Raw genomic sequence first — 13,717 nt, 5'->3', positions numbered from 1 at the left:
AAAGCTGTTTAACTTAGAAAGAATCTTCGTTTAAAGCTTGAGAGAATGCTTGATCAACTTCAGAGAAGTCATTTACAAGCTCATGCTCTGCAGCTTCTGCTTCTTGACGACGACGTTCTAAGTGGTATGCAAGACCAGTACCTGCTGGAATCAAACGACCTACAACAACGTTTTCTTTCAAGCCACGTAAATCATCTTCTTTACCTGTTACAGCCGCTTCAGTTAACACACGAGTTGTTTCCTGGAACGATGCAGCAGAGATGAACGAGTCAGTAGAAAGCGATGCTTTGGTAATACCCATCAATTGACGTTCATACTTCGCAGGGAACTTGTTCTGAGCCAATACCGCTTGGTTTTCGCCCACAACGCGGATGTAATCCACTTGTTCGCCTTTGATAAAGCTCGTATCGCCACCGTCAGTAATGTCAACTTTACGCAACATTTGACGAACGATTACTTCGATATGCTTATCGTTGATTTTTACACCTTGTAAGCGGTAAACGTCTTGAACTTCGTTCACGATGTAGTTGGTTAATGCAACTTCACCTTTCAAACGCAAGATGTCATGTGGGTTTTGTGGACCATCAGAAATGGTTTCACCACGGTTCACATGCTCACCTTCAAACACGTTAATGGTACGCCATTTTGGAATCAACTCTTCATAAATTTCAGAGCCATCATCTGGTGTAATCACTAAACGGTTCTTACCTTTGGTTTCTTTACCAAAGCTTACAACACCTGAGATTTCAGCAAGAATTGCATGTTCTTTCGGCTTACGTGCTTCGAACAAGTCAGCTACACGCGGCAGACCACCGGTAATATCACGAGTACGTGAAGTTTCTTGTGGTACACGACCAATAACGTCACCAACACCGATCGTCTCGCCATCACGAACAGTCACGATCGTGTTTTGTGGCAAGAAGTAGAACTGTTCGCCGCCATCGGTTGTATCCAACACGATTGCAGGACGCAAATCTTTACCAGAAGCAGGACGTGCTGTTACAGGTAAAATTTCAACAGTGGTCATACCTGTTGCATCATCAGTTTTCGATGTTGCAGTTACGCCATCCGAAATTTGGCTGAAGCGTGCTTTACCAGCAACTTCTGTAACCAATGGATGTGTATGCGGATCCCAAGTTGCAACAATACCGCCGCCTTCTACAGGTTGACCATCTTTAATCAAGATAGACGCACCGTATGGAAGTTTATAACGCTCACGTTCGCGACCTAAATCATCAGCGATACCGATTTCACCTGAACGTGAAACAGACACCAAGTGACCTTTGGCATGTTGAACAGTTTTAACGTTATGGAAACGAACTGTACCTTTGTTACGTACTTGTACGCTATTTGCAGCAGACGTTCGGCTTGCAGCACCACCTACGTGGAATGTACGCATGGTTAACTGTGTACCAGGTTCACCAATTGATTGCGCAGCCATAACACCGACAGATTCACCTGGATTCACCAAGTGACCACGCGCCAAGTCACGACCATAACATTTAGCACATACACCGAAAGTCGAAGCACAGTTTACAACTGAACGTACTTTAACTTCATCGACACCCGCATCTTCAAGATACGCCGCGATTTTCTCGTCAATCAATGTGTTACGTGGAAGCACAACTTCATCTGAACCCGCTTTTTTCACGTCTTCAGCAGTTACACGTCCTAATACACGTACACTTAATGGCTCAATGACATCGCCACCTTGAATGAACGGAGTCATTACAAGACCTTCAAGCGTACCACAATCTGGCTCAGTAATAACCAAGTCTTGCGCAACGTCGACTAGACGACGTGTCAAGTAACCAGAGTTTGCTGTTTTAAGTGCTGTATCGGCCAAACCTTTACGCGCACCATGTGTTGAAATGAAGTACTGAAGTACTGTCAAACCTTCACGGAAGTTTGCTTTAATCGGTGTCTCAATGATCGAACCATCTGGTTTCGCCATCAAACCACGCATACCTGCAAGCTGACGGATCTGAGCTGCCGAACCACGGGCACCTGAGTCAGACATCATATAGATACTGTTGAATGATTTTTGCTTCTCATCTTCACCCTGTTTGTTTTTAACAGTCGTGAATGACAAGTTGTCCATCATCGCTTTGGCAACTTGGTCGTTAGTACGCGCCCAAATATCGACAACTTTGTTGTAACGCTCACCCGCAGTTACGAAACCTTGCTCGAATTGTTGTTCAATTTCACGAACTTCAACTTCTGCTTTTTCGATAATTGCTTGTTTTTGTGGCGGAATCAACATGTCTTCCATACCCACAGAAACACCAGAACGTGTTGCTTGGCGGAAGCCCAAGTACATCAATTGGTCAGCAAAGATAACAGTATCTTTCAAACCTAATTTACGGTAGCAAGAGTTAATCAACTTAGAGATGTTCTTTTTAGTCATCTCAACGTTGATTTGTTGGAAATCCATACCTTCAGGAACAACTTCCCAAAGTAAGCAACGACCAGGTGTCGTATCTACAACAATGGTTTGATGCTCACGGTTACCGTTTTCATCAATCACTGTTTGGTGTACACGTGCTTTTACACGCGCATGTAAGTCAACTTGACCTGTTGCAAGTGCACGGTTTACTTCGTGAGTATCCGCAAACACCATGCCTTCACCTTTGGCATTGATTGCATCACGTGTGATGTAATACAAGCCCAAGACAACGTCCTGAGAAGGTACGATGATCGGCTCACCGTTGGCAGGTGACAAGATGTTGTTGGTCGACATCATTAACGCACGAGCTTCTAATTGAGCTTCAAGTGTTAATGGAACGTGAACCGCCATTTGGTCACCATCGAAGTCGGCGTTAAACGCAGCACAAACGAGTGGATGTAAACGGATCGCTTTACCTTCAATTAGAATAGGTTCAAATGCTTGAAGACCTAAACGGTGAAGTGTTGGCGCACGGTTCAACATCACTGGATGTTGACGAATTACAGATGCAAGAACGTCCCAAACTTCAGGAGTTTCACGCTCAACCATTTTCTTCGCAGCTTTAATGGTTGTTGCTTGGCCAGAAGCTTGTAGCTTAGCAAAGATAAACGGCTTGAATAATTCAAGTGCCATTTTCTTCGGAAGACCACATTGGTGTAAACGTAAAGTTGGACCTACAGTAATTACCGAACGACCAGAGTAGTCAACACGCTTACCAAGTAAGTTTTGACGGAAACGACCTTGCTTACCTTTGATCATATCTGCCAAAGATTTAAGCGGACGTTTGTTCGAACCGGTAATAGCACGACCACGACGACCATTGTCCAATAACGCATCTACAGACTCTTGTAACATACGTTTTTCGTTACGCACGATAATGTCTGGTGCAGCAAGGTCAAGAAGACGTTTTAAACGGTTGTTACGGTTGATCACACGACGATAAAGATCGTTCAAGTCAGAAGTCGCGAAACGACCACCTTCAAGCGGTACCAACGGGCGAAGATCAGGTGGAAGTACTGGAAGTACATTCATCACCATCCATTCTGGCTTGTTGTTCGACTCTTTGAACGCTTCCATCAACTTCAAACGTTTAGAGGCTTTTTTAAGCTTCGTTTCTGAAGTTGTGTTCGGAATTTCTTCACGTAAACGAGAAATTTCAGCTTCAAGATCAATGTCTTTCAACAAATCTTGAACTGCTTCTGCACCCATTTTCGCGCTGAATTCGTCACCATGTTCTTCTAACGCAGTGAAGTATTCTTCATCGTTAAGAAGTTGGTACTTTTCCATTGGCGTCATGCCAGGATCAGTAACCACATAAGATTCAAAGTACAATACACGTTCGATATCACGTAAAGTCATATCAAGTAATAAACCGATACGGCTTGGTAATGATTTCAAGAACCAAATATGCGCAACTGGAGAAGCAAGCTCGATGTGACCCATACGCTCACGACGAACTTTTGCAGTTGTTACTTCAACGCCACATTTTTCACAAATGACGCCTTTATATTTCATACGCTTGTATTTACCACACAAGCATTCGTAATCTTTTACTGGACCAAAGATTTTGGCACAGAATAAACCATCACGTTCTGGTTTAAACGTACGATAGTTAATGGTTTCTGGCTTTTTAACTTCACCGTGAGACCATGACTTAATCATTTCTGGTGACGCAAGACCAATACGGATACGGTCAAACTCTACTGGAGCATGACCATCTGAATCCGTCTTTTTGCGCATGATATCGAGCAAGTCTTTCAATTTTTTTCTCCGTGTGTCGAAGCGCTTTTCAGGCTACGACTGGGTCACAAATATTGTTTTTTCACTGAATTTTAATCCCCCTTGATCCCCCTTTTTCTAAGGGGGAAAGTCCCTCTTTCATAAAGAGGGATTTAGGGAGATTCAATGGTGAAGTTTAGTCACCATTTTTCAGTTCAATGTTGATACCTAAAGAACGGATCTCTTTGGTCAATACGTTAAACGATTCAGGCATACCCGGATCCATATAATGGTTACCATCTACAATGTTCTTATAGATGCGAGTACGACCTTCAACGTCATCCGACTTCACAGTAAGCATTTCTTGAAGTGTATAAGCAGCACCATAAGCTTCTAGTGCCCAGACTTCCATCTCACCGAAACGCTGACCACCGAATTGTGCTTTACCACCAAGCGGTTGTTGAGTTACAAGTGAATAAGAACCAGTAGAACGTGCATGCATCTTGTCATCAACCAAATGGTTCAACTTGAGCATATACATATAACCAACAGTTACTGGGCGGTCAAAACGCTCACCTGTACGTCCGTCATACAATACTGTTTGACCTGTACGTGAGATACCACCAAGCTCAAGTAACTCTTTGATCTGACTTTCTTCTGCACCATCAAATACTGGCGTAGCTAAAGGAACACCTTTACGCAAGTTACCTGATAACACCAAGATTTCTTCATCAGTTAAGCTATCAAGATCTTCTTGCTCGCCACCAACTTTGTTATAAATCTTGTCTAAGAAATCACGAAGCTCAAGAACGGTACGTTGCTCTTTCATCATCTTGTCGATCTTATCGCCAAGACCTTTTGCAGCCATACCTAAGTGAGTTTCAAGAATCTGACCCACGTTCATACGTGATGGTACACCCAATGGGTTAAGTACGACATCAACTGGAACACCATGGATGTCATGCGGCATGTCTTCAACAGGCAAGATGTTTGATACAACACCTTTGTTACCATGACGACCCGCCATCTTATCACCAGGCTGGATACGACGTTTTACAGCTAAGTAAACTTTAACAACTTTCAAGACACCTGTTGTAAGCTCATCACCTGTAGAAAGTTTGCGTTTTTTCTCAGCAAATTTCTCATCAATCTCGTAGCTCTTCTCTTTCAAGAACACTTGAATTTGAGTTAAGCGTTCAGCGATACCTTCGTCTGTTGGTTGAACTTCTAAAAGATCAACAAGCTCTAAACCAGACAATACATCTTCAGATAGCTTATCACCGCGCTTGGTCGTACCGCCGCCATTCGACTCTTGGCCTTTTAACAAACGGATAATACGTTCACGAGCAGCTTCTTCGAAGATTTTGAATTCTTCTTTCAAGTCTTTACGATAAGCATCAAGTTGCGCTTTCTCAATCGCTTGAGCACGTTCATCTTTCTCGATACCGTCACGTGTAAACACTTGAACGTCGATGACTGTACCTTTAACGCTTGAAGAAACACGTAAAGATGAATCTTTAACGTCTGCCGCTTTCTCACCAAAGATTGCACGAAGTAATTTTTCTTCAGGGGTTAATTGTGTTTCACCTTTAGGTGTCACTTTACCAACAAGAATATCACCCGCTGCGACTTCAGCACCGATATAAACAATACCTGATTCATCAAGTTTAGATAACGCTGCTTCACCTACGTTAGGAATATCGGCAGTGATTTCTTCCGCACCTAACTTCGTATCACGCGCAACACATGATAATTCTTGAATATGAATTGACGTTAAACGATCTTCTTGAAGAACACGTTCAGATAATAAAATCGAGTCTTCGTAGTTATAACCGTTCCAAGTCATGAACGCGACACGCATGTTCTGACCCAATGCTAATTCACCACCATCAGTTGATGGACCATCAGCAAGAACGTCACCACGGCCGACTTTATCGCCCATGCTCACAAGCACTTTTTGGTTAATACATGTGTTTTGGTTTGAACGCGTGTATTTGATCAAGTTGTAGATATCTACACCTGCTTCACCCGCGATCATTTCATCTTCGTTGACACGAATAACCACACGTGATGCATCTACAAACTCAATGCGTCCGCCACGTTTCGCGATCACACATACACCAGAGTCGTGCGCTACGTTTGCTTCCATGCCAGTACCCACAAGTGGTTTATCAGCAAGCAATGTAGGAACAGCCTGACGTTGCATGTTTGAACCCATCAATGCACGGTTGGCATCATCGTGTTCAAGGAATGGAATAAGTGATGCAGCGACAGATACAACCTGTTGAGCAGATACATCCATATGCGTCACTTTTTCAGGTGGCATACGAACGAAGTCACCTTGGTGACGTACTGAAACGAAGTCTTCTGTTAAATGTCCATCTTTATCCAATGCAGAATCGGCCTGTGCAATAACAGTACCTACTTCTTCAATTGCAGATAAATATTCAACATCATCTGTTACACGACCATCAACAACGCGACGGTATGGTGTTTCCAAGAAACCGAAGTTGTTCGCTTTTGCATAAACAGAAAGCGAGTTGATCAAACCAATGTTTGGTCCTTCAGGTGTTTCAATTGGACATACACGACCATAGTGAGTTTGATGTACGTCACGTACTTCAAAGCCCGCACGTTCACGTGTCAAACCACCAGGCCCAAGCGCAGATACACGACGTTTGTGTGTAATTTCTGACAATGGGTTGTTTTGATCCATAAACTGTGACAATTGGCTTGAACCAAAGAATTCTTTGATTGCAGCAGCAACTGGTTTCGCATTGATCAAATCTTGTGGAGACAAGTTATCTGTTTCAGCTTGGTTTAAACGCTCTTTAACAGCACGTTCAACACGAACTAAACCAACACGGAATTGGTTTTCTGTCATTTCACCAACAGAACGTACGCGACGGTTACCCAAGTGATCGATATCGTCGACTTCACCTTTACCGTTACGAATTTCTACCAGTGTTTTCAGTACATCAATGATGTCATCGTTAGAAAGAATACCTTCTACTTCACGAGACTTCTGATCTGTACCTACTTCGTAAGGACGACCCAAACGACGGTTAAACTTCATACGACCCACAGGCGATAAATCATAACGCTCTGTAGAGAAGAATAAGTTATTGAATAAGTTTTCAGCCGCTTCTTTCGTTGGTGGCTCACCTGGACGCATCACTTTGTAGATTTCTACAAGTGCTTCTTCACGACCAGATGTTGTATCTGCACGTAAGGTGTCAGCAACAAAAGAACCACGATCGATGTCATTGGTGAACAGGATATTAAATTGTTTAATACCACCTTCAGCAATTCTGACCAAAATCTCATGACTTAATACAGTGTTAGCAGTAATTACTTCACCGTCTTTAAGTACGATATCTTCAGCAGTAATACGCTCATACAAATATTCATCTGGAACTGGAAGTTTAGTTAAACCAGCAGCTTCCATTTGACGTACATGGCGAGCATTAATACGTTTACCTTGTTCAACAATGGCTTTACCATCATTGTCCACGATATCAAATTGAGCCATTTCACCACGAAGACGTTCAGGCACAAGGTCAATCTGATAGCTACCCATATCAAGATATACAGGTACTTTTTCGTAGAACATATTCAGAATTTGTTCATTGCTATAGCTCAATGCACGTAACACAACAGTCGCAAGCAATTTACGACGACGGTCAATACGTACAAAGACTAAATCTTTAGCATCAAACTCAAAATCTAACCATGAACCACGATAAGGAATAATACGTGCTGAATAAAGCACTTTACCGCTTGAATGCGTTTTACCTTTATCATGGTCAAAGAATACGCCTGGTGAACGGTGTAATTGAGATACGATTACACGCTCAGTACCATTGATGACAAAGGTACCATTCTCAGTCATGAGTGGCATTTCACCCATGTACACTTCTTGTTCACGTACGTCTTTAATAGATTTCGTTTCACGATCTTTGATGATCAAACGAATTTTAACGCGCATTGGTGCCGCAAAGGTTGAGCCACGAAGAATACATTCGCGAACATCAAACTCTGGTTTACCAAGACTATACTCAACGAATTCTAAAGCAGCATTGCCCGAATAACTTTCAATAGGAAAAACTGAACGAAATGCAGCTTGGAGACCGATATCTTCGCGATTTTTTGGTGTTTTGCCGTCTTGCAAGAATGTTCTGTACGAGTCGACTTGAATCGAGAGCAGGTACGGAGCATGCATGACTTGGGGCAATTTACCAAAATTCTTACGGATCCGTTTCTTTTCGGTATATGAGTATGCCATCTGGAGTCCTCGGAAAGTAAACTAAGTCCGCCTGCAGAACGAACTTAGAAGGAATTACGCAGGTCGATATGACCACCACTTTTATACAAATGCTGCAAATTTCAGTGGTACAAAACGCTTAGCAATATTTTTAAAATGGAAAAATATTGGTAAGCGTTTGATTGTGTTTATTTATTTTTAAAATTGATGGTTTTTCTACCAATCAATCTAAAATCGAGCCGATTATTGTAACGCAAAAAGGCTGATGACCCAAGAGCCATCAGCCAATTTTTGGGGTCAAATTAAAATTCGACCCCTAGCGAAATTACTTAACAGTAACTGTAGCACCAGTTTCTTCAAGTTTTTTCTTAAGTTCTTCAGCTTCTTCTTTAGAAACGCCTTCTTTAAGATTTGAAGGAGCGCCTTCTACTAAGTCTTTAGCTTCTTTCAAGCCAAGACCAGTAACTTCACGTACTGCTTTAATTACAGCAACTTTGTTAGCACCGAAAGAAGTCAATTCAACATTGAATTCTGATTGCTCTTCAGCAACAGCAGCAGCAGGACCTGCAGCTACAGCTACAGCAGCAGCTGATACGTTGAATTTCTCTTCGAAAGCAGAGATAAGTTCAACAAGTTCAAGAACAGTTTTTTCAGCAACTGCGTTTAAGATTTCTTCGTTAGTTAAAGCCATGAGAATAACTCCAAATGGATATTGAATGGTGTGTGAAATTTATTAAGCTTATGCAGCTTCTGACTCGTTTTTCTCTTTGAGCGCTGTAATAAGGCGACCCAATTTCGAAATAGGAGCTTGAAGAACATTGGCAAGCATAGTAAGTGCTTTTTCTTGGTTCGGAAGATTCGCGATAACGCTAACGTCAGCACCTTGATAAAGTTTGCCGTCAAATGCAGCAGCTTTAAGTTCAAATGCTTTGTTAGTTTTAGCAAATTCTTCAAACAAGCGAGCAGCTGCGCCCATGTCATCTTCAGAAGTTGAAAAAGCTAGAATAGTTGGACCAACAAGGTTTTCGTCTAAGATATCAAATTGAGTACCTTCGAAAGCACGTTTAGCCAAAGTGTTACGCACGATACGTGTCTTAACACCTAACTTACGAGCTTCAACACGAAGTGTAGTCAATTGTTCAACTGTTAAACCTTGGTAGTCAGCAACAACAGCAGCAAACGCGGTAGAAGCAACTTCATTTACTTCCGCAACGATCTGTTTTTTGTCTTCGATAAGAAGAGCCATTGTAAAACCTCCTAACGGTGATTTATGCAATCCACGGACTGCACTCCCAATTCGTAAATCAATCTCTTGACTTACACGCGGAGGAGGAATCAATCACACCACCGCGTCTACTCAGACTGGTATTTTAAGAAGCGAATCCGAAGACTCCCCTCGCCTGAGGTCTTTGACGCTGATAAATTTACATCTATCAATTCAAAGTCCGCCTGATGATCAACAAAGCAATGCTTTATCAATCCACAAGAAGAAAAGCTCAACCTCAATAGAAGCCATCACTCTTTCTTGCGTAAAATTTAAAGTAACACTTCAAATTTCACTCAGGACTTTAAAATTCTTTTATCGCAATATAATTATTGAAAAATAATTATTTAGAAACGTTTTGTACATCAACAACAAGACCAGGACCCATAGTTGAGCTCAAAGTGATCTTTTGGATGTAGATACCTTTAGAAGTCGCAGGTTTTGCTTTCTTAAGGTCAGCGATAAGCGCTTCAACGTTTGAACGAACAGCTTCAGCAGTGAAACCTACTTGACCGATCGCAGCGTGGATGATACCCGCTTTGTCTACACGGTAACGTGCTTGACCAGCTTTTGCATTTTTAACTGCAGTTGCTACGTCAGGAGTTACAGTACCCACTTTAGGGTTTGGCATTAAGCCACGTGGACCAAGGATCGTACCTAACTTACCAACAACACGCATTGCATCTGGAGCAGCAATCACAACGTCGAAGTCTAAGTTACCCGCTTGAATGCTTTCAGCAAGATCATCAAAACCAACGATGTCCGCGCCTTCAGCTTTAGCAGCTTCAGCAGCAGCGCCTTGAGCAAACACAGCAACACGTACAGTTTTACCAGTACCTGCAGGAAGTGTAGTCGCGCCACGAACAACTTGGTCAGATTTACGAGGATCAACACCTAGGTTTACCGCAACATCCAAAGATTCTTTGAATTTTGCAGCAGGTAGGCTGCTAAGAACTTGTACTGCTTCTTCCAAAGTATAAACTTTGTTTGCTTCAATAGCTGCAGCAATGGCTTTTTGACGTTTAGTTAACTTTGCCATGTCTTATAGCTCCACTTCCAAGCCCATAGAACGCGCAGAACCAGCAATGGTACGTACACGTGCGTCTAAATCAGCACCAGTTAAATCTGGTTCTTTAGTAGTCGCAATTTCTTCTAACTGAGCGCGAGTCAACTTACCAACTTTAGTTTTGTTTGGTACAGCAGAACCCTTTTGGATACCAGCAGCTTTCTTAAGAAGAATCGCAGCAGGTGGAGTTTTCATGATGAATGTGAACGACTTATCGTTGTACACAGTGATCACTACAGGAATTGGAAGACCTTGTTCAACTTTTTGTGTAGCAGCATTGAATTCTTTACAGAATGCCATGATGTTAACACCACGTTGACCTAGTGCAGGACCAATCGGTGGAGATGGATTCGCTTTACCAGCTGGAACTTGCAGCTTGATATAGCCGTCAATCTTCTTAGCCATTTCAAATTACCTCTGGGTACAAACGCCTTTTAGAGCTCCCCAACATTTCAAGTAACGATACCGTTACAACAACAATGCCCGATCCATAACAAATCGGGCGCTTTCAAACAGTGCAAATTAAATTGTTTTTTCGACTTGGCGAAATTCCAATTCAACTTGAGTTGGTCGATTAAATACATTAATCGTCAACGTTAAACGTGATTTTTCGTACTGAACTTCTTCCACCACACCTTTAAAGTCTGTGAATGGACCATCAGTAACAAGTAATTCTTCACCCGGCTCAAACATCGTCTTAGGACGAGGTGCTTCACCTTTATTGTGTACACGTGCAAGAATCGCATCAGCTTCTTTTTGCGTAATTGGTGCTGGCTTTTCAGCTGTACCACCGATGAAACCTAATACTTTTGGACATTCTTTAACAATGTGCCAAGTTTCATCATTCATTTCCATTTCAACTAACACATAGCCAGGAAAGAATTTACGCTCTGATTTACGTTTCTTACCATCCTTCATCTCTACCACTTCTTCGGTAGGAACAAGGACTTCACCAAAACTATCAGCAACAGCGCTACGCTGGATTCGATCATTAAGTGAACGCATCACTTGTTTTTCATAACCTGAATAGGCATGAATAATGTACCAACGTTTCATAGCTCTCTTACCCGATAATAAACTTCATAAACCAACCGATGATATAGTCAAAACACCACAAAATAATTGCGGCAACTACAACAACGAGGAGAACTTGCCATGAAGTGGTTACTGTTTCATGTTTCGTAGGCCATGTAACTCGACGCAATTCGATACGAGAGTCTTTAAGCAAACGAACAAAGCCTTTGCCTTGATGGGTGGCGTATAATAAACCTAAAGCTACGATGATACAAGCTAAAATTACCCCAATACGCACCCAGACACTATTTGCAGGTGCCCAATACGCTGGAAGATATTGATTTGTCATCAACGCACCGCCAAATAAAGCCAATGCTATGATCCACAAAATAAAATCAAATGGAGAACTTGTCTTCACCATTTCAGCAGAATTGTTGCTTTGAGGAATTGCCGCGCCGCCCATTGCGTCACGTGATTTATCATTCGACATTTTTGTACTCGTCGTAGGTTTCGCGACTTATTATATGACCAGTTTAGCCGACATCAAGTTTTTTATTTAAAAAATGGCAGGTCAGGAGGGACTCGAACCCCCAACATTCGGTTTTGGAGACCGACGCTCTACCAATTGAACTACTGACCTATAAACAAACCGAGAGCCTAAACTCTCGGTTAGAACAAACATATTAGCGGTTATGCAGTTACTTTAGCAACTACACCAGCACCAACTGTACGACCACCTTCACGGATCGCAAAACGTAGACCTGGGTCCATTGCGATTGGGTGAATTAGTTCTACTGACATTTCAACGTTGTCACCTGGCATAACCATTTCAACGCCGTCTTGTAATTGGATTGCACCAGTTACGTCAGTTGTACGGAAGTAGAACTGTGGACGGTAACCGTTAAGGAACGGAGTATGACGACCACCTTCTTCTTTAGAAAGTACATATACTTCTGCGTCGAATTTAGTGTGCGGCTTGATTGTACCTGGTTTAGCAAGTACTTGACCACGTTGTACGTCTTCACGCTTAGTACCACGTAAAAGAACACCACAGTTCTCGCCCGCACGACCTTCGTCAAGAAGTTTACGGAACATTTCTACGCCAGTTACAGTTGTTTTAACTGTATCTTTGATACCAACGATTTCAACTTCTTCGCCGACTTTAACGATACCAGATTCTACACGACCTGTTACCACTGTACCACGACCAGAAATAGAGAATACATCTTCGATTGGCATCAAGAATGCTTTATCGATAGCACGTTCTGGTTCTGGAATATAAGAGTCAAGCGCTTCAACAAGTGAAAGTACAGCTGATTCGCCATATTGACCAGCATCACCATTAAGTGCAGCAAGTGCTGAACCACGGATGATAGGAGTGTCATCACCAGGGAAGTCATAAGTAGAAAGAAGTTCACGAACTTCCATTTCTACTAATTCAAGTAATTCTTCATCATCAACAAGGTCACACTTGTTAAGAAATACAAGAATATAAGGTACACCTACTTGGCGAGAAAGAAGGATGTGTTCACGAGTTTGTGGCATTGGACCATCAGTCGCAGCACATACAAGGATCGCACCGTCCATCTGAGCAGCACCAGTGATCATGTTTTTAACATAATCGGCGTGACCTGGGCAGTCTACGTGAGCGTAGTGACGAATTGGAGAATCGTATTCTACGTGTGAAGTATTAATTGTAATACCACGTGCTTTTTCTTCTGGTGCAGAATCGATTGCTGCGTAGTCTTTAGCTTCACCGCCGTAAGTTTTTGCACAAATTGTTGCAATTGCAGCAGTTAAAGTTGTTTTACCATGGTCGACGTGACCAATTGTACCCACGTTTACGTGTGGCTTATTACGTTCAAACTTAGCCTTAGCCATTTGCTCTTCCTCGTTTATGTCGAACACGAGTTAAACAACTCAGCATCGACAATCGTCTAAAAA

The 13,717-nt window shown here is 42.3% G+C and carries 9 protein-coding genes and 1 tRNA gene; all 10 read right to left on the bottom strand.

Annotation, left to right across the window (positions count from 1 at the left end; genetic code table 11):
- Positions 1-13: 13 nt before the first annotated feature.
- Positions 14-4,207: a DNA-directed RNA polymerase subunit beta' gene (gene rpoC, locus FHR28_RS15275; RefSeq protein WP_004718473.1), complete on the bottom strand. Its 4,194-nt coding sequence runs from the start codon at positions 4,205-4,207 to the stop codon at positions 14-16.
- A 154-nt stretch (positions 4,208-4,361) separates the two neighbouring features.
- Complete coding sequence (gene rpoB, locus FHR28_RS15270) at positions 4,362-8,450, bottom strand: DNA-directed RNA polymerase subunit beta (RefSeq protein ID WP_004718475.1); 4,089 nt, start codon at positions 8,448-8,450, stop codon at positions 4,362-4,364.
- Positions 8,451-8,754: 304 nt separating this feature from the next.
- Positions 8,755-9,120 carry a 50S ribosomal protein L7/L12 gene (gene rplL / locus FHR28_RS15265; RefSeq protein WP_004718477.1) on the bottom strand — a complete coding sequence of 122 codons (366 nt, stop codon included), beginning with the start codon at positions 9,118-9,120 and terminating at the stop codon, positions 8,755-8,757.
- 48 nt (positions 9,121-9,168) lie between these two features.
- Positions 9,169-9,675, bottom strand: coding sequence for a 50S ribosomal protein L10 (gene rplJ / locus FHR28_RS15260; RefSeq protein ID WP_004718479.1), 507 nt, complete (start codon positions 9,673-9,675; stop codon positions 9,169-9,171).
- Positions 9,676-10,036: 361 nt separating this feature from the next.
- On the bottom strand, positions 10,037-10,732 hold the full coding sequence (gene rplA, locus FHR28_RS15255; protein WP_004718482.1) for a 50S ribosomal protein L1: 696 nt from the start codon (positions 10,730-10,732) through the stop codon (positions 10,037-10,039).
- 3 nt (positions 10,733-10,735) lie between these two features.
- Positions 10,736-11,164: a 50S ribosomal protein L11 gene (gene rplK, locus FHR28_RS15250; RefSeq protein WP_004718484.1), complete on the bottom strand. Its 429-nt coding sequence runs from the start codon at positions 11,162-11,164 to the stop codon at positions 10,736-10,738.
- Between the two features lie 117 nt (positions 11,165-11,281).
- Positions 11,282-11,815, bottom strand: coding sequence for a transcription termination/antitermination protein NusG (nusG, locus tag FHR28_RS15245; RefSeq protein WP_004718486.1), 534 nt, complete (start codon positions 11,813-11,815; stop codon positions 11,282-11,284).
- 7 nt (positions 11,816-11,822) lie between these two features.
- Entirely contained in the window at positions 11,823-12,263 is a 441-nt protein-coding gene (gene secE, locus FHR28_RS15240) for a preprotein translocase subunit SecE (RefSeq protein ID WP_004718489.1), read from the bottom strand.
- A gap of 74 nt (positions 12,264-12,337) precedes the next feature.
- Positions 12,338-12,413 (bottom strand) — tRNA-Trp (locus FHR28_RS15235).
- Positions 12,414-12,463: 50 nt separating this feature from the next.
- The gene (gene tuf, locus FHR28_RS15230; RefSeq protein WP_004723653.1) at positions 12,464-13,654 is read right to left on the bottom strand and encodes an elongation factor Tu; all 1,191 of its coding nucleotides are present in this window, start codon (positions 13,652-13,654) and stop codon (positions 12,464-12,466) included.
- Positions 13,655-13,717: the final 63 nt, after the last annotated feature.

Source organism: Acinetobacter sp. BIGb0196, assembly GCF_011759595.1.
GTDB classification, from domain to species: Bacteria; Pseudomonadota; Gammaproteobacteria; order Pseudomonadales; family Moraxellaceae; genus Acinetobacter; species Acinetobacter guillouiae.
Note: the sequence above shows the minus strand (reverse complement) of the source record. Positions and strands in the feature narration are given on the sequence as shown.